The sequence below is a fragment of the Brevibacillus sp. B_LB10_24 genome, from assembly GCF_046036945.1.
Classification (GTDB): domain Bacteria; phylum Bacillota; class Bacilli; order Brevibacillales; family Brevibacillaceae; genus Brevibacillus_C.
In genome coordinates this window covers 41,286-57,590 of record NZ_JBJQOQ010000014.1, presented here as the reverse complement: position 1 = coordinate 57,590, position 16,305 = coordinate 41,286, and the positions used below count along the sequence as shown (strand labels likewise).

At 46.1% G+C, this 16,305-nt stretch carries 17 protein-coding genes; 2 read left to right on the top strand and 15 right to left on the bottom strand.

Annotation, left to right across the window (positions count from 1 at the left end; genetic code table 11):
• The first annotated feature begins 44 nt into the window (after nucleotides 1-44).
• Nucleotides 45-1,490, top strand: coding sequence for a catalase KatA (gene katA / locus ACI7RC_RS14450; protein WP_408108999.1), 1,446 nt, complete (start codon nucleotides 45-47; stop codon nucleotides 1,488-1,490).
• Nucleotides 1,491-1,559: 69 nt separating this feature from the next.
• On the opposite strand, the gene ACI7RC_RS14445 is transcribed toward katA, so the two are convergent.
• The 3 genes from ACI7RC_RS14445 to ACI7RC_RS14435 all read right to left on the bottom strand — a co-directional run bounded on the left by ACI7RC_RS14445 (nucleotide 1,560) and on the right by ACI7RC_RS14435 (nucleotide 3,371).
• A complete protein-coding gene (locus tag ACI7RC_RS14445; protein ID WP_408108926.1) occupies nucleotides 1,560-1,814 on the bottom strand; it encodes an LPXTG cell wall anchor domain-containing protein in 255 nt (84 codons plus the stop codon).
• Nucleotides 1,815-1,862: 48 nt separating this feature from the next.
• Nucleotides 1,863-2,351: a low molecular weight protein-tyrosine-phosphatase gene (locus ACI7RC_RS14440; protein WP_408108925.1), complete on the bottom strand. Its 489-nt coding sequence runs from the start codon at nucleotides 2,349-2,351 to the stop codon at nucleotides 1,863-1,865.
• 153 nt (nucleotides 2,352-2,504) lie between these two features.
• On the bottom strand, nucleotides 2,505-3,371 hold the full coding sequence (locus tag ACI7RC_RS14435; protein ID WP_408108924.1) for a sensor histidine kinase: 867 nt from the start codon (nucleotides 3,369-3,371) through the stop codon (nucleotides 2,505-2,507).
• A 175-nt stretch (nucleotides 3,372-3,546) separates the two neighbouring features.
• Here ACI7RC_RS14435 and ACI7RC_RS14430 point away from each other — a divergent pair, with 175 nt between their 5' ends.
• Nucleotides 3,547-4,380 (top strand): SDR family NAD(P)-dependent oxidoreductase, encoded by an 834-nt coding sequence (locus ACI7RC_RS14430; protein WP_408108923.1) that lies wholly within the window; start codon nucleotides 3,547-3,549, stop codon nucleotides 4,378-4,380.
• Between the two features lie 58 nt (nucleotides 4,381-4,438).
• On the opposite strand, the gene ACI7RC_RS14425 is transcribed toward ACI7RC_RS14430, so the two are convergent.
• From ACI7RC_RS14425 to ACI7RC_RS14370, 12 genes are all read right to left on the bottom strand, one after another.
• Complete coding sequence (locus ACI7RC_RS14425) at nucleotides 4,439-5,431, bottom strand: ABC transporter ATP-binding protein (protein ID WP_408108922.1); 993 nt, start codon at nucleotides 5,429-5,431, stop codon at nucleotides 4,439-4,441.
• Nucleotides 5,428-6,426, bottom strand: coding sequence for an ABC transporter ATP-binding protein (locus tag ACI7RC_RS14420; protein WP_408108921.1), 999 nt, complete (start codon nucleotides 6,424-6,426; stop codon nucleotides 5,428-5,430). Before ACI7RC_RS14420 ends, ACI7RC_RS14425 begins: the two co-directional genes overlap by 4 nt.
• 1 nt (nucleotide 6,427) lies before the next feature.
• Nucleotides 6,428-7,360: an ABC transporter permease gene (locus ACI7RC_RS14415; protein ID WP_408108920.1), complete on the bottom strand. Its 933-nt coding sequence runs from the start codon at nucleotides 7,358-7,360 to the stop codon at nucleotides 6,428-6,430.
• A 16-nt stretch (nucleotides 7,361-7,376) separates the two neighbouring features.
• Nucleotides 7,377-8,294: an ABC transporter permease gene (locus tag ACI7RC_RS14410; RefSeq protein ID WP_408108919.1), complete on the bottom strand. Its 918-nt coding sequence runs from the start codon at nucleotides 8,292-8,294 to the stop codon at nucleotides 7,377-7,379.
• Nucleotides 8,295-8,476: 182 nt separating this feature from the next.
• Entirely contained in the window at nucleotides 8,477-10,057 is a 1,581-nt protein-coding gene (locus ACI7RC_RS14405; RefSeq protein WP_408108918.1) for an ABC transporter substrate-binding protein, read from the bottom strand.
• A gap of 70 nt (nucleotides 10,058-10,127) precedes the next feature.
• Nucleotides 10,128-11,243: an amidohydrolase family protein gene (locus ACI7RC_RS14400; protein WP_408108917.1), complete on the bottom strand. Its 1,116-nt coding sequence runs from the start codon at nucleotides 11,241-11,243 to the stop codon at nucleotides 10,128-10,130.
• A gap of 46 nt (nucleotides 11,244-11,289) precedes the next feature.
• A complete protein-coding gene (locus ACI7RC_RS14395) occupies nucleotides 11,290-11,661 on the bottom strand; it encodes a Rieske (2Fe-2S) protein (protein ID WP_408108916.1) in 372 nt (123 codons plus the stop codon).
• Between the two features lies 1 nt (nucleotide 11,662).
• Entirely contained in the window at nucleotides 11,663-12,778 is a 1,116-nt protein-coding gene (locus tag ACI7RC_RS14390; RefSeq protein ID WP_408108915.1) for an amidohydrolase family protein, read from the bottom strand.
• Between the two features lie 188 nt (nucleotides 12,779-12,966).
• Nucleotides 12,967-13,791, bottom strand: a complete 825-nt coding sequence (locus ACI7RC_RS14385; protein WP_408108914.1) for an AraC family transcriptional regulator — start codon at nucleotides 13,789-13,791, stop codon at nucleotides 12,967-12,969.
• Between the two features lie 229 nt (nucleotides 13,792-14,020).
• Nucleotides 14,021-14,443 carry an SRPBCC family protein gene (locus tag ACI7RC_RS14380; protein WP_408108913.1) on the bottom strand — a complete coding sequence of 141 codons (423 nt, stop codon included), beginning with the start codon at nucleotides 14,441-14,443 and terminating at the stop codon, nucleotides 14,021-14,023.
• Between the two features lie 92 nt (nucleotides 14,444-14,535).
• A complete protein-coding gene (locus ACI7RC_RS14375; RefSeq protein WP_408108912.1) occupies nucleotides 14,536-15,915 on the bottom strand; it encodes a M56 family metallopeptidase in 1,380 nt (459 codons plus the stop codon).
• 9 nt (nucleotides 15,916-15,924) lie between these two features.
• Nucleotides 15,925-16,284: a BlaI/MecI/CopY family transcriptional regulator gene (locus ACI7RC_RS14370; protein WP_408108911.1), complete on the bottom strand. Its 360-nt coding sequence runs from the start codon at nucleotides 16,282-16,284 to the stop codon at nucleotides 15,925-15,927.
• Between the last annotated feature and the right edge of the window lie 21 nt (nucleotides 16,285-16,305).

Below are 16,305 nucleotides of genomic sequence, written 5' to 3'. Positions count from 1 at the left end.
CCTATGCAACATCAAAACTTCTTCGAGGTGATTCGCTCATGAGCATAAATAAGAACAACCTTACGACAAGCTGGGGAGCTCCCGTCGGGGACAACCAAAACTCCATGACAGCCGGTTCGCGCGGCCCCACTTTGATCCAAGATGTCCACCTATTGGAAAAATTGGCTCATTTTAATCGAGAGCGCGTCCCGGAACGGGTCGTTCACGCGAAGGGCGCCGGTGCCCATGGCTATTTTGAAGTTACGAATGACGTCACGAAATACACCAAAGCGAATTTCTTGTCAGAGGTAGGGAAGCAGACCCCGGTATTCGTTCGATTCTCGACGGTTGCCGGAGAGAACGGCTCCGCAGATACGGTTCGCGATCCGCGCGGCTTTGCCGTCAAATTTTATACGGAAGAAGGAAACTACGACCTGGTCGGCAACAACACCCCTGTTTTCTTCATCCGCGACGCGATTAAATTCCCTGACTTTATCCATACGCAAAAACGCCATCCGCAAACACACCTGAAAAACCCGAATGCCGTTTGGGATTTCTGGTCTTTATCACCTGAATCGCTGCACCAGGTCACGATTTTGATGTCGGACCGCGGCATCCCGGCGACCTACCGGCACATGCACGGCTTCGGCAGTCACACGTTCAAATGGGTAAACGCGCAAGGCGAAGGAGTCTGGGTAAAATACCACTTCAAAACCGAACAAGGGATTAAGAACTTGACAGCAGAAGTAGCTACAAAGATCGCGGGAGAGAACCCCGATTACCACACCGAAGATTTATTCAATGCGATTAAAAACGGCGACTTCCCGTCTTGGAAGCTGTACGTTCAAATCATGCCGCTGGAAGATGCAAATACGTATCGCTTTGATCCATTTGACGTGACGAAAGTCTGGTCACAAAAGGACTATCCTTTGATTGAGGTAGGCCGGATGGTGCTGAACCGAAATCCGGAAAACTACTTTGCCGAGGTGGAGCAAGCGACCTTCTCTCCAGGCACGCTGGTGCCCGGGATCGATGTCTCGCCGGACAAAATGCTTCAAGGCCGCTTGTTTGCCTACGCTGACGCACACCGCTACCGGGTGGGGGCCAACCATCAGGCACTGCCCATCAACCGCCCGCGCAATCAGGTGAACAACTACCAGCGCGACGGTCAAATGCGCTTCGACGACAACGGCGGCAGCTCCGTCTACTACGAGCCAAACAGCTTTGGCGGACCGACAGAATCACCTGCGCACAAAGCACACGCCTATCCGGTATCCGGGATGGCCGACAGCGTGGCCTATGACAAAGATGACCATTATACCCAAGCAGGCGACCTGTACCGCCTTCTGAGCGAAGAGGAACGCACACGCCTGATCCAAAACATCGTCAACTCGATGAAGCCTGTAGAAAAAGACGAAATCAAGCTGCGTCAAATCCGGCACTTTTACAAAGCGGATCCTGAATACGGCCGCCGTATTGCAGAAGGACTGGGACTGCCTGTGCCGGAATGATCAAAGTAACATGATTGGACAAAAAACAGCCTGCTGAACTATTTCAGCAGGCTAAAAACCGTCTTTTGATTACTGCGGACTGCGTTTAAACTGTTTCCTTCCCAAGAACCAGGCACCGAGTATAACCAGGTACGCACCAAACAATTGGAGCGGCAGATGGCTCTCTTCACCAGTCTGAGGAAGTTCCTTCACCGAAACCTTGCCTGGCTCACTCGGCTTTTCCGGATTGGATACAACCGGTTTTTCCGGTCTATCCTCCCTTTCTCCTTTATCCGACTGATCCCCTTTACCCGGGTTGTTCGATCCCAGCGAGCCCTTCATCATCCACAATGATCACTTTCAAGCCGATCTCTCCCCTTAAAAAAACCGCCGCTACATTTGCTGCTCCTTCTTCCTGATGATTCCGTGATCCCGGCAAATCTTCTCCAGCAAGCCTTTGCACCCAAGCTCGACAAGTTGATAGACATGCTCAAACCGCCCTGTATAATAGGGGTCCTCCACTTCCCGCTCCTCTTGTTCCCGGGCGTAATCCAGCAGCATCGAGATATTGCCTGCCTGCGGAGCCAATCTTTTCAGTCCGTCAAGATTTTCGTTATCCATACAAACAATATAGGTAAACGCCGTAAAATCCCCCGTGTTAATCTGTCTCGCCCGCAAGTAGTCATGTGGGATGGCGTTCGCTTTTAACAATCCCAGCGTCCCCCGATGGGGCCGATCTCCTGTGTGCCAACCGCCTAGTCCAGCCGAATCCACCTCGATTTGATCGGCAAGACCTGATTCCGCAACCATATGGCGGAAAACGGCTTCCGCCATCGGAGAGCGGCATATATTGCCCAAACATACAAATAACACACGTATCATCCAAATCCCCTTCTCTCAGAAGAAGTCTTCCATTGTTGGCAAGTATTTGTATTCCATTCTATCAGTTCTCGGAACCAATTTCCCGAACGAAGTGAACAAACCGCTTTTCATCACCGATTCCGATCAGGTATGACAAATGACACCGTCGTGCCTTCACCCGGCTTGCTGTGGATCGGGAATCTCCATCTTCAGTTGAATAGGCTTGACGTCGATCATAAATGTGAGCGTGTCGATGACACCGGAAACCACCGATTGGACATGCAGCGGCTCTTTATGAAGCACAATGCGCTTGTCTTGCAGCCGGACGACATCCAGCAGATCGTCGATCAGCCGTGACATCCAGCTGATCGTGATGAGCAGCTCCATGTCCCGGGTGCTGCGGGCATTCATCGCCTGCTTCTCATTGGCGACGACGGTCTGGGCAATATTGATAATCCCGTGCAGCGGCGTTCTCAGCTCATGAGAGGTATTGGCAAGAAACTGGTCCTTCAGCTTGTCTGCCTGTCTCAACTGCTCGTTCAGCTTGGCATTTTCCTCAGAATTGCGGAAATACCGTTTAAACCAGTATGCCGAAAATCCGACAATGGCCCCGATCACATCGATCGGATAGTAGATGTTGTCCACTTCCAGGATATTTTGTAACACGCCCCAGAAAATGCTGGAAAAAACGCTCGTGGCAGCAAACAGCAAAAATACAGCGTCAGAGTGATTTCTGACGACCATTCTGCCGACCAAATAAAAAACCCAAGCCAAAGGAAACAAATAGAGTAATTCGAACACTTTTACTTCGGTTGTATAGTAGATCAACGGTGCCGGCGCTATGAACAAAAACGCCGAATACAGGCTGAGGAAAGCCATATACCCGCGGAACAGCCCGGTGCCGGCTGCATGCCGGGAAAGATTTCTGACCAGCAGGAGCATAAAGCAGGACTGCCATATGTAAGCGAGCAGCTTGACCTTTAATGCCCAAGTGTAATCAAGCGGCAGCCAAAGCAACAGCAAGTTATCGTGATCGGACACTATTTCGACATGGATCCGATTGTTCCTTTTTGAAGGAAAAATAACCCGTACTGTGAACTTTCCCCTTTATTTTTCCTCTGCTTTGAATATGACAGAAGATGACATATATAACAGCTAAAATAAAGCTTACTGATCCTACCTACTCACAATCACATTTATGAAAAGGGGAGTTCGCATGAATTCATTGGATGGGAAAATTGCACTGGTCACAGGCGGAAGCAGAGGCGCGGGAAGAGCCATAGCGGTAGAGCTGGCGAAAGCTGGCGCGACAGTCTACGTCACGGGAAGAAGCGTCAAAAGCGGGTCTACGCTGGGCTATCCCGGAACGATAGACGATACGGCGGCAGAGATCCAATCCTTCGGCGGAACAGCATTTGCCGTTCGCTGCGACCACACCGATGACGAGCAGACAGCGTCAGTAATCCGCCGCATCCAGCAGGAGCAAGGGCAGCTGGATATCCTGGTGAACAATGTTTGGGGCGGCAACGAACTATCTATTGAACAGAAACCTTTTTGGGAATTGCCGATGCAGCATTGGGATCACATGTTTCAGGCAGGGGTGCGGGCACAGCTTGCAACCAATCGGTTTGCGATTCCTCTGATGCGGGAAAAGCAATCAGGTCTTATCGTGCACACAACCTTCTGGGATGACCACAAATACATCGGAAATTTTTATTACGACTTGGCAAAAAATGCCCTAAACCGCATGGCTTTTGGATTGGCAACTGAGTTGAGGCAGGACAATATTGCTGTCGTCGCCGTTTCACCGGGATGGATGCGAACGGAGCTGGTATTGGCCGCGTTCCATACCGACGAAGAAAATTGGCATACAGTGCCTGAACTGGGGCAAACGGAATCGCCCCACTATGTAGGACGCGCCATCGTCGCTTTATCAAGCGATCCGCAGGTAGGTGCAAAAAGCGGTCACATTCTCAGAGTCGGTGAACTTGCGGAGGAATACGGCTTTACCGATATTGACGGAAGGAAAATTCCGGCGTTTCATGTGTAAGTGATGAAGAGGGGTGAGCTGCCCCTCTTGTCTGTTTTCCATGGCCATTACGTATAACTCACACTACCGAATAATGACAAGCAACCTGTTGACCTGGCCCAATTTCACGCAATGAAGGGACCTCTTCCTTGCACTTTTTATCTGCATAAGGACATCTCGTGTGAAAACGACAACCAGATGGAGGGTTGATGGCATTTGGAATTTCACCACTTAAGAAAATTCGACCTCTCTCATTTCTTCTAAAGGGGTCTGGTACGGGAACGGCTGACAACAACCCTTTGGTGTAAGGATGTAGGGGTTGTTGGAAGATCTGCTCCTTCTCGCCGACTTCCACAATTTTTCCCAAATACATAACAGCAATGCGATCACTGATATACTTAATCGCGGGTATACCGTGGGCGATAAACATATACGTCAGTTGAAATTCTTTTTGCAAGGATTGAAGCAAGTTTAGGATCTGGGCCTGTATTGACACATCTAGCGCTGATACCGGCTCATCACAAACAATTAGCTTCGGATTAAGAGCCAAGGCCCTGGCGATTCCGACCCTTTGTCTTTGTCCCCCGCTAAATTCATGTGGAAAACGGTGCGCATACGTCTTGCTTAATCCCACGGTATCCATTAAATCTGCCACTCGTTTTCCCAGCTCTGCTCCTCCTGCTTTTTTGTGGGTCCGCAGCGGCTCCGCAATGATATCGAAGACTCGCATTCGAGGGTTTAGCGAGGAAAAAGGATCCTGAAAGATCATTTGAATATCAGGTCTCCTGCTTGCCAACTCTTCTTTTGTCATGGAGAACAAATCTCTCCCTTCAAACAAGATTTGCCCTTCCGTTGGTTCCAGCAGTTGAACAACCATATTGCCAGTCGTAGACTTGCCGCAGCCGGACTCTCCTACAATCCCTACCGTCTCCCCTTTTTTTATTTGCAGATCAATGCCGTCAACTGCCCGCAACACTTCCTTCTTTTTTGATAACCATCCTCCGGAAAGGTTGAAATGCTTTTTTAAGGCACGCAATTCCAGCAGATACTTTTCATTCTCTGTCCCTCTCATATCGCCACCTCGCTTGGTCCATCAAAAAGCCAACAGCGAACATCATGTTCCCTCGAAAGGGGATACATCTGGGGAGATTCACTCGCACATTTCTCCAATTTACATGGACATCTCGGATGGAATCGACACCCCTTGGGCATCTCCATCGGGCTGGGAACAGTACCTTCAATCGGTTCCAGGGTTTCATTCGATTGATCAATGTTGGGGGTGCTTTTTAATAAACTTTTCGTATAGGGGTGTTTTGGATTTTGAAATAGAGAATAAACATCTCCCTGCTCCACAACCTGTCCGGCGTACATCACAATCACCCTGTCGGCCATTTCCGCAACAACACCCAGATCATGCGTGATTAACATAATTGAGGTGCCAAATTCCTGTGAAAGCTGTCTCATCAGCTGCAGAATTTGGGCCTGAATCGTGACGTCCAGCGCAGTGGTCGGTTCATCTGCAATCAATAACTTGGGATTGCAGGCAAGCGCCATCGCAATCATAACTCTTTGTCTCATCCCCCCACTTAATAAATGAGGATAGGTCGAATACATTTTCTCAGCGCGGGCAATCCCAACACGTGTCAATATGTCAATCCCTTTTTTTCTGGCTTCATTTTTGCTTACTTTTTCATGGAGTCTGATTACTTCCGAGAGTTGATTGCCAATGGTAAACAACGGATTTAATGAAGTAAGGGGCTCCTGGAAAATCATTGAAATTTCGTTTCCCCGAATTTCCCTCATTTCTTTTTTTGAGGCCTTTCCTAAATCTTTTCCTTCAAACAGGATTTCTCCCTTTTCGATTTTCGCCAATTTCGGCAATAGACCCATAATCGACAACGAAGTAACACTCTTCCCACATCCAGACTCTCCGACAACGGCTACGGTTTCACCCCTGTTAATGTGAAACGAGACACCATCTACAATCGGGACAAGTCCATATGTAGTGGAGAAACACGTCTTCAGTTGTTTAACCTCGAGCAGCGGATGTTCCTTATTTTTCTTCATTTTACAAATCCCTCCCCTGCGAGTGCGGATCCAAAATATCGCGCAACCAGTCTCCAAGGAATATGATTCCTAGAACGGTAAACGTAATGGCTAATCCCGGAAACGTGGCAAGCCACCAATTCGTGGCCAAGTAATTTCGCCCGTCGCTTAGCATGCCCCCCCACGAAACGGTTGGCGGTTGTATCCCCAGTCCCAAAAAGCTTAATGAAGCTTCAAGCAAAATCGTTGTAGCAACCGTTAACGTGGAGATGACGATAAAGGATGATAAGATGTTAGGAAAAATGTGACGCATAATGATCATTCTGTTACTGACGCCTATCGTACGAGCTGCTTTCACAAATTCTCTTTCTTTGATGCTTAATACTTCTCCGCGGACGATTCGCGCGTAGGAAACCCAATTCGTTACGCCAATAACAAAGATCAACGTTACAACTCCGGGTCCAACCACCCCTAATACGACTAATGTAAACAAAATGTTTGGTATGGCTAGAAAGGCATCCACAAGACGCATCGAAACAATATCGATCCATTTTCCGTAATAACCGGAAATCAATCCGATAAACAATCCAATCAATCCTGACAGTACCACGGAACAAACTCCAACCAGGAGTGAAATTTGCGTTCCATAAATGATTCGGCTTACTATATCCCTGCCCATCTGATCTGTCCCGAGAATATGTTCACTAGTGCCCCCTTCGACCCAGAAAGGAGGAACTAACATATGTGCAGGGTTGATTTCATCAGGAGTATAAGGGGAAATCTGCGGAGCGAAGATTCCGACCAAACAAACGATGAGCGTTATGATCGCTCCAACTGTTCCCGTTTTACTCTGAAACAAAAGCTGAAGCCAGCGTTTCAGTTGCTTTTTTTTCGTTTCTGTTCGACTACCATGAATCGATACATCTGTTGAGGAGGCCGGCATGTCGTACTCCATTCCCGATTCCCCTTTCCTATTTGAACTTGATTCTCGGATCAATCACACGATAAAGCAGGTCGGTTATCAAGTTAATGAGTACCACAATAGTCGCCACGACAAATACAGCAGCTTGAACGATCGCCATATCCCTGCCGTTGACTGCTTGAACAATTAATTGACCCAAACCCGGCCATGCGAATACCGTTTCGGTAATGAGTGCACCGCTTACCAAAGTTGACACCTGCAGTGCGATTATCGTAATAACGGGGATTAAAGTATTGCGAAACGCGTGCTTGTAAATCACAAAAAAATCCCGCAACCCCTTGCTCTTTGCTGTTCGTACATAGTCTTGATTAAGAACCTCCAGCATACTGGAGCGGATCAGCCGCGTCATCGTAGCGGCAACAGCGGTGCCTAATGTGACAGCCGGCAATATCAAATGTTCAATCGATCCGCGACCAGAGACCGGGAATATTTGGAAACTTACGGAAAAGAGCAAAATCAACATGATACCGAGCCAAAAGTTTGGCATTGCTTTCCCCAACACAGAACCGCCTGTGATGAATAGATCAAGAAATGAATTCCTTCTGGTTGCCGACCAAATCCCGAGCGGAACTGAAATGATTGTTGCCACTATCATGGAAGCAAAGGCAAGCTCAAAGGTTGCAGGCAGTCTTTCCAATACAATGGGCAAAGCAGCGCTATTGTAGCGAAACGATTGGCCGAAATCATCTTGCAACATGTTCTGAAAGAAAATCCAGTATTGAACAAGAAAAGGCTTGTTTAATCCTAATGATTCACGGAAGATCTCGATTTCTTCTTGCGTAGAACCGATCGGCATCATTAACGCAACAGGATCCCCAGCAACATGGATCAGCCCGAAAACGATGAGTGAGATCAGGAAAAGGACAATGATTAGCTGAACGAGTCGTTGTATCAAAAATTTGGTCATTGTTTCACCTGCTCTTGTATAAAATTGTTTCCAGCGTACATGCAACTGCTGAGCAGTCGAAAACTGGATACTACTTGCCTGTATCCAGCGTCAGTCCCACGATATAGAAAGCCGGGAGAGAAAGCCCTCTGCCGTTGTGTGAAGTCCCACTCTCCCGCCTCATTTCTTGAAACAAAGCTGCTTTATTTCCTGGTGATGGTATCGAAGTAAATCTGCTCATCGAATCTTGGGGTAAAGGTAATTCTGTCATTCACACCGTAAATCGATTTTTCTTGATACAGAGGGATTTGCGGACGTTCATCGGACGCAATTTTCTGAATTCGGTAAAATGCTTGTTTGCGCTCTTCCATATCAAGACTGCTTGCAGCCTTTTCGTACAATTCATCAATCTCTGCATTGTGGTAATCCATTAATTGATCGGCATTTTCTGCGTAGAATTGAGTCAATACGTACGAAGCATCCAGCAAGTCATCCGCCAAACCGATTAACATCATGTCCTTAATTGCATGGGGTGTAGTGTACACATTGGACAGTGCGCTAAATTCAAGAATTTCCAAATTCACCTTAAATCCTGCCTGAGTGAGCATTGCTGCTACCATCTCAGCGACCTCGCTGTCAAGCAAATATCTTCCTTTCGGTGCTTGAAGCGTCAGCTCGACTCCGTTTGGATATCCAACTTCAGCCAACAACTGCTTGGCTCGCTCAGGATCGTATAGAGAAGTGTTTTGCAGATCCGGATCTGCACCAAATATTCCTTCTGCTACCCTTGTTCGGATCTCGTTTCCTGCGTTTTTCAACACATTTGTAATCAATGCTTTCTTGTCGATTGCCAGCTCAATCGCTTCCCGAACCCTTGGATTGCTTGTCACGTGCCCTTCACCGGTACGCAAGATCAAGGTCATGACTCTTGTATGTCCCTGCTTAATCAATGACAATCCTTGGGAATTTTCGATACGATCCCATTCGTTGGGCGGGATGTTTACGGCAAGGTCGACTCCGCCGGTCAAAAGCTCGCTTACTCTTGTAGAGTTTTCCGGAATAGCGCGTACAATCACTTGGTCCCACTCTCTTTCCCCGCCATCGAAATACTCCGGGTATTTCTCCAGAATGACACGATCGTCTTTTATCCACTTCACATACTTGTACGGACCCGTCCCAACTGGATTTTTCAGGAAATTATCCCAGCCGTTTTCCTCGATGTATTTCTTGGGCAGAATCTCCGAACCGTTCTTAACCAACAAATTCAATAATGTGGGCGCTTTGGTTTTCGTAATGATTTCAAATTGCAAATCGTCAATTACCTTGACATCTGTAATGATTCTGTTGTAATAGACATACTCCAGGACCGTTTTATCCTTTGAAATCCGGTCCAATGTGAATTTCACGTCATTCGATGTCAATGTGTCTCCGTTATGAAACTTTACTCCCTCTTTTAACTTGAATTTCCATGTTACATCATCAACTTGCTCATAGCTCTGCACCAATTCCGGCTCGGGTGCCTTGCCTGGTTGCAATTTCATCAAATGATTGAACATATTGCGCAGAACAGTTGCTGTCGGCGTGTTGCGGGAGTTTTGGGTATCAAACGTTTTCAGATCAGAAGCTTGGGCGATGGTAAGGACCTTAGTGTTTGCGCCGCTTTGACCACTACTCGCCCCTTCTGATTTAGTGACTTCACTAGATTGAGTCCCGGAAGAACAGCCTTGAAAAACAAGAGTTAAGGAGACAACCAGACATAGGAACGGAGTGAGATATTTACGCATTTTCCAACTACCCCTTACCATCTCTATTTTTTTATCTAGCTTGGGTTACCCCCCGTAAATCCGTCTAACCTTACTCGACTTCATCCAGAGGCGGTAATTTGTACAACTTGCTTGCGTTATTGTAGAAAATGTTGTTTCTCAGTTCAGGGTCTAGCTTTGCAGGAAAAGCATGCGTGGGAGAATCAAAATCCCAGTGCGGATAATCACTGCAAAATACAAGATTATCTTTCGCGTTCAACCATTCCATATGCTGGACAAATATCTCTTTCTCCGGTGTTTCCTGCACGGGTTGCGACCCGATAAATACATTGCTCTTGTAGTATTCACTTGGCGGTTTTTTCAACCAAGGTACCTGGGTGTGCAACGATTTCCAATCATGATCCATTTTCCACAAAAATGGCGCAACCCAATAGAATCCACCTTCAATTAATCCTACTTTTAGTGTAGGAAAGCGCTCGAATACACCTTCGTAGATGAAGCTGGCCAAATGAGCCATGAATGACGGGGGGCGTAATGCTTTCCACTCAGCGTAATGACTTGGATACCCGACACTAGTTGGCGTTCCGAAAATGCCATCGCCTTCATATCCAACGTGAATCGCAAAGGGCAGATTATACTCGACGCATTTCTCGTAGATCGGATAATAAAAGCGTTGCCCGTATGGCATTCTCGCTCCGGAAACGGTAATGACTTGCACCATTCGTTTATCTTTTGCCATGCGATCAATCTCTTTGGCTGCCAGAAGCGGATCCTGGATGGGTACGAAGATGGAAGCCCGCAATTTGTCACACTTATCCAGCCATTGGTCTATTGTCCAATCGTTGTGCGCCGCACAAAGCGCCTCGGCGTATTCGACTTGTTGACTTGCATAGATTCTGTAGTGTTGTCCAGTTAAAATCCCGTACCTTATGTTGTATTCATCAAGTAACTGTTTTTGCAAAAAGTCCAAATCACCGGCAGCGGGTCTCCCATTTTCCGGAAAGGAGTCGTTTCTCCGTCCCTTGACTCCCCCTCCTTTGAGAAAAGGCAGCAGAGGCAGTTGATCTCCCCAGTGGTCGATCTGATCTCGATATTTTTTTGACAAGTATGGGTAAAGGTCTTTAAGTCCAGCAATGTTATGATGGATGTCGCAATCAATAATCGCGGTTTTTGTCTTTTTTCTCTGTACACTCAATTCAGTAGCCATTCGTATCCCTCCCTTTCGATTGGAAAAAGTAATCTTCGTCAATCACTCATACCTGAATGTACACATCCCCATCCTCAACAGAGACATCAAATCTTTCTACCGTGACCTCGTACGACTTGGTTCTCATCTTCGGATCCACGATCAAACACCCAGTCTTGATATCAAACTCCCAGCTATGCCATGGGCAGTGAACAATTTCTCCTTCGCGTTCATATTCCAATGTGTTGGGAGCATGAGAGACAATCAGCGGTCCAATCACTCCTCTGCAAAGCGGCGCATTTTGATGGGGGCAGATGTTCCGCAAGCCGTAAAGTTCCCCGCCAAGGTTGTAGATACCAATGCTTTTGTTTTCAACTTCCACAATTTTGCATTGTCCTTGCTTAAATTCCTTCAGCACACCGATATGATGCCGGCCCACGTTAATCACTCTCCTTGCGACGAGGTAAATGATAGATTTCGCTGGCATTGGCAAACAAGATGTTTTCCCGAAGCCCGGCGTCCAGTTCCGCTGCAAGAACCTCGATTGGTGATTCAAAGTCCCAGCGGGGGTAATTGCTGCAAAATACGAGATTTTCTTTCGCGTTCATCCATTTTAATGATTGGAGCATCGCGTTTTTGTCGGGAGATTGCTCTAGCGGTTGTTGACCAACGAAAACATTGCTCTTGTAGTATTCACTAGGGGGTTTTTTCACCCATGGCGTCTGATTGCGCAGGCACTTCCAGTCATTGTCGAACTGCCATAGTGCTGGGGCCACCCAGTGAATACCCGCCTCAAGAAAACCAACCTTCAATGCAGAGAATATTTCGAATACTCCTTCGAAGATAAAACTCGCCAAGTGAGCAATAAATGCACCTGCTCCGATTGTTTTATATTCAAGGTAATGACTCGGATAGCCAACCCCGGTTGCGGTTCCCAGGAATCCCGCCCCTTCCAATCCGCTATGAATAGCAAACGGGAGATTATACTCGACGCACTTCTCGTAAATCGGATGAAACACACGCTGCCCATATGGATATCTGGAACCACCGACAGTGATAACCTGCACCATTCGCTTATCTTTTGCCATTCGTTCAATTTCTTTTACCGCCAGTTTCGAATCGTGGATTGGTACCAGAATCGATCCTCTCAACCTGTCGTCTTTATCCAGCCAATGCTCCACTGTCCAATCATTATGGGCCGAGCAAAGAGCTGCCGAGTATTCGATATGGTAGCTGGCATAATGCTTGAAAAACTGGCCGGTCAGTATCCCGTAGTCAATGTCGTATGCATCCAACAATTGATCCCGCATTATGCTCAAATCCGAGCCTGGCGGCTTATTGTTTTGAGGAAACGAATCATGCCTAAACCCTCTCAAGCCGGCTCCATCCAACATTCCAAATTCCGGCAATTGTGGACCCCATGCTCCAATTTGATCCCGGTACACTCTTGGCAGATAAGGAAACAAGTCCTCGATCCTTTCCATGGAATGATGGATATCGCAATCTATGACCGCTGTCTTTTGCAATGATTGTTTGTCACTAATTGAAGCAGACATATCGTTTACACCTCCAAATATTTTCCAACATTCGTAACGCCATTATAATTAAATGTGCAGAATCCAAACATGCACATTTTTATTCTGTTTATATACAAAATCTCACTCTCTGTCCTGAAGCATAAAAAAACCCTTCTCTTTAGCCAGAGGGCTTTGGAGAAGGGTTCTGATCCAATTTTTATGTTTTCTCATGGTTGGGCCACATGAAAAAAACCGATAAAAGAGCCATGTTCCTTTCGGTATTGTGATGGCGTAATGTTGATTTTTGACGAGAAAATTCTACTTAAATAAAACCCGCTTTGGTACCCGCATCGCGTTGCAATATCATCAATCGTTAAATTTGAATTAAGCAAAAGCACTTGTGCTTTTTTAATCCGCAATAATGTCAAGTATTCAATAGGTGAAACCCCGTAAGCCTCCTTAAATCTGCGTGTGAATTGGCCTTGACTCAGGCCAAATAAAGAGGAGACTGACTTTATGCTTATCGGATGAGACATATGTTCCTCGATAAATTCCACTGCCTGTTTTATCAATCGATCATTTTTTAACGCCGGTCTGGTGAATTGTTTTGGTTGATTCTTCAAGAAAAACTGATACAGGATTTCGTGCAATAGATGATTCTTCCAATCTTGGCTGATCACATCCTTGCGCAGAAGACTTTCCCTAAAAAAGTCGCAGATCGTAGATAGGCGAACTGTGTCTTCAAGAGTTATTTTTCCAAATGGATACTGTTGGTGATCGAACGTGTAATCCTCTGGCTGAAACCACGTGAAGAATAGGGAATGAAACGTTAATTTCGATAAGATTTCATGACGAAAGGATATTCTCGGTGGAAATAAGACAACGTCACCAAAGGTTGCAATACCTGTTTGGTTTTTTATTTCGAAACGAAGACTGCCACATTCCGGAATGATCATCTTCCAAGACGTATAATGATTCTTCTCAATAACAAACTGTCTTGTTGTCGAATAAAGGTGTATACCTATTTCCGGCTTATTTCTCCAGACATGCATTCTGTCAGCTCCCCTTTATGATCCCTTGACTGGAAAAAGATGACCCGAAACTAAATTTATATTAACAAGATGATAATGTAATATTTATATTTTTGCAAATATTAAACCTATAGCTACTTTCATGAAAACTAATCTCATTGTAAAGAGAAAAATCACTTTTCACAATATGTGTATGAGGTTTATATATACAAAAACACCACAGGAAAGCGTCCTGTGGTGAATCATACGATCACTTCACTAATGCTGCTCTCAAATCCACGCCAAATTCCAAATACCCCTTTAAGCAGGTCAGCATATACACCCAGCCTTCTTTATTATCAATCAGGTTCCCAATGTCATCTTCTTGAAAACCCTCTTCATTCACTTCAACCACCGTGCTCGCATGATCCAGCTCTTCCAGCATAATCGTAACAACGTGTTCATCCTCAGCCTGGCCCCACTTGAATACGATTTTCTTATTCGCTTCGACTTCTGCTACATAGATAACTGCTTCTGCATTGTATTCATCATATCTCAATGTAACCGTCTTGCCGGGAGCCCATCTCTCAGAACTGGACGAGAACCAGAAGCCGCCAATTTTCGCGGGATCTACAAAGGCTTCAAATACTTCAACCGCAGGTTTACCGACTTTCATTTTCGTTACATTGTTCATGCCAAATCAACTCCCTTGGTATTGATCATATGGAAATGGGCGGCAAAATCGCTGCTTGTTTTTGTTCCACCTCCAGTTTATTGTATCCAACCCTATTGATTTTTCGGCGCCATTTGAACGATTGCCGCTTTTGCTTCTTCTTCCGTCATTTCAACAAGTTTTTCTACCTGGTTGGTTTCGGGGTTTCTCACGGTTTTCAGGTCAATTGGTTCGCCCCTATCAATTATATCGTTTGGATTATCGGTAATGCCAGATCTCATAAGGCCGCTATATGACTTGCCTTTCCAAATGTTTTCATCGTACAAAGTACGTACCCACTTTCCGTCAAAACGGTAAACATGCATGGTCTCATCATACTGCAGGAATTCAGCAAAATCGGCAAATGCCCGACGATTTTTCAAGGTATAGGGAGGATATTCCTCTGCAGATTCGTCTTTAGCTTCGTTCATGCTAACAGTAGTTGGCACTGTCCGCGTCTGAACTCCTTGCTCTGCTTTGGTTGTGCCGGGATCCTTATAAGCTGTTGCAAATACTGTTGTGACGCCTGCCGCAAGCAAAATGGCTGTTATTATTGTAGAAATGGATGCCTTCTTAAATTTCATAATAGACACAATCCTTTCTTCGGTTGCATTTTTGCTAAAACCATTGTAGAGCATTGTGAACCTGCTTCTCTGCTCTGCCATGCCTATCAAGGACAGGGCATATTCAGACCTTGTTCCCTCGCCAAATAATGTAAGGACTTTCTCGTCGCAGGCCATTTCCAAATCTCGATTTGCCAGCACGTACATGATCCAGACCAACGGGTTAAACCAATGGACGCAGAGCACAAGCATCAAAACGAGCTTCCAAAGCATGTCAAAGTGCTTGATGTGCTGAAATTCATGCGCCAGTACGTATTGCATAAGCCGCTTGTCGGTAAAGTCCATTGTCTTGGGGAAAATGATGCGGGGCTTCAATATCCCAACTGCCACAGGAGTGGTTATTCTGTCTGACATCAGGACTTGTATAGGACGAAGCAGCTTATGTTCGCTGCACCATTCGTCTACGAGAGCATTGTTGCGGATCGGGATCGCCATTTTCAATTCTTTGCAGCTTTTGTAAAAAGCAGTAGCAAAAAAGCTGGCCACAGCCGCCGCACCAATAATCCAAATCATGTACATCGGTGATACGGTGAATGTCCCGCCCTGTATCGGCAAATCCCCTTGTGTTCCTGTCGGTGTGCTGTCATACCAAAAGTAGCTTGCCACGCCAGGCATAACGACGTGGGGAGAGAAGAAAGCTGCAATGCTGTCAACGATATTGTAGAGGCTGAACCTTGAAGCAGTGGAATATGGTATCAACAAACGAAAGGCTGCAACGCCCCAAAGCACAAGGAACGTGTTCTTAGGAAGCTTGTTCAAACTCAAGAGCCGGATCACCACGATGGCGATAATGAGTACGGCAGCGGACAGGCTCATTTGAAAAATATCCATTGTAACGCCTCACTTTAGGTTCTCAACAATTTGTTTAAGCCTGTCAATCTCTTCCTTGGTAAGGTTTTTCTCATTGATATATGTGGAGAAAAACAGTTCGGTAGACCCGTCAAATACCTTGTTGATAAGTTCCTCAGTTTCCTGTTTTTGTACCTGCCTTTTTGTAATTAGAGCCTTGCAGGTAAAGTTTGGTTCTTTACGCTCGATAGCGCCTTTTTTGATTAGCTTCTTGATGATGGTATACGTTGTGTTGCGATTCCAACCCGTGTCATCATTGAGGATTTTGGCAAGCTGTCCAGCTGTTAATTCACCTTCCTTCCATAAGGCTTCCATGACTTTCAGTTCCGAATCGAACAGTTTGATACTCATAGAGTTCACCCCTGACTACTG

Coding starts and splice junctions, on each gene's coding strand:
- ACI7RC_RS14445 (WP_408108926.1), bottom strand. CDS start 1,814: ATGATGAAGGGCTCGCTGGGATCGAACAACCCGGGTAAAGGGGATCAG.
- ACI7RC_RS14440 (WP_408108925.1), bottom strand. CDS start 2,351: ATGATACGTGTGTTATTTGTATGTTTGGGCAATATATGCCGCTCTCCG.
- ACI7RC_RS14430 (WP_408108923.1), top strand. CDS start 3,547: ATGAATTCATTGGATGGGAAAATTGCACTGGTCACAGGCGGAAGCAGA.
- ACI7RC_RS14425 (WP_408108922.1), bottom strand. CDS start 5,431: ATGAGAGGGACAGAGAATGAAAAGTATCTGCTGGAATTGCGTGCCTTA.
- ACI7RC_RS14420 (WP_408108921.1), bottom strand. CDS start 6,426: ATGAAGAAAAATAAGGAACATCCGCTGCTCGAGGTTAAACAACTGAAG.
- ACI7RC_RS14415 (WP_408108920.1), bottom strand. CDS start 7,360: ATGGAGTACGACATGCCGGCCTCCTCAACAGATGTATCGATTCATGGT.
- ACI7RC_RS14410 (WP_408108919.1), bottom strand. CDS start 8,294: ATGACCAAATTTTTGATACAACGACTCGTTCAGCTAATCATTGTCCTT.
- ACI7RC_RS14405 (WP_408108918.1), bottom strand. CDS start 10,057: ATGCGTAAATATCTCACTCCGTTCCTATGTCTGGTTGTCTCCTTAACT.
- ACI7RC_RS14400 (WP_408108917.1), bottom strand. CDS start 11,243: ATGGCTACTGAATTGAGTGTACAGAGAAAAAAGACAAAAACCGCGATT.
- ACI7RC_RS14390 (WP_408108915.1), bottom strand. CDS start 12,778: ATGTCTGCTTCAATTAGTGACAAACAATCATTGCAAAAGACAGCGGTC.
- ACI7RC_RS14385 (WP_408108914.1), bottom strand. CDS start 13,791: ATGCATGTCTGGAGAAATAAGCCGGAAATAGGTATACACCTTTATTCG.
- ACI7RC_RS14380 (WP_408108913.1), bottom strand. CDS start 14,443: ATGAACAATGTAACGAAAATGAAAGTCGGTAAACCTGCGGTTGAAGTA.
- ACI7RC_RS14375 (WP_408108912.1), bottom strand. CDS start 15,915: ATGGATATTTTTCAAATGAGCCTGTCCGCTGCCGTACTCATTATCGCC.
- ACI7RC_RS14370 (WP_408108911.1), bottom strand. CDS start 16,284: ATGAGTATCAAACTGTTCGATTCGGAACTGAAAGTCATGGAAGCCTTA.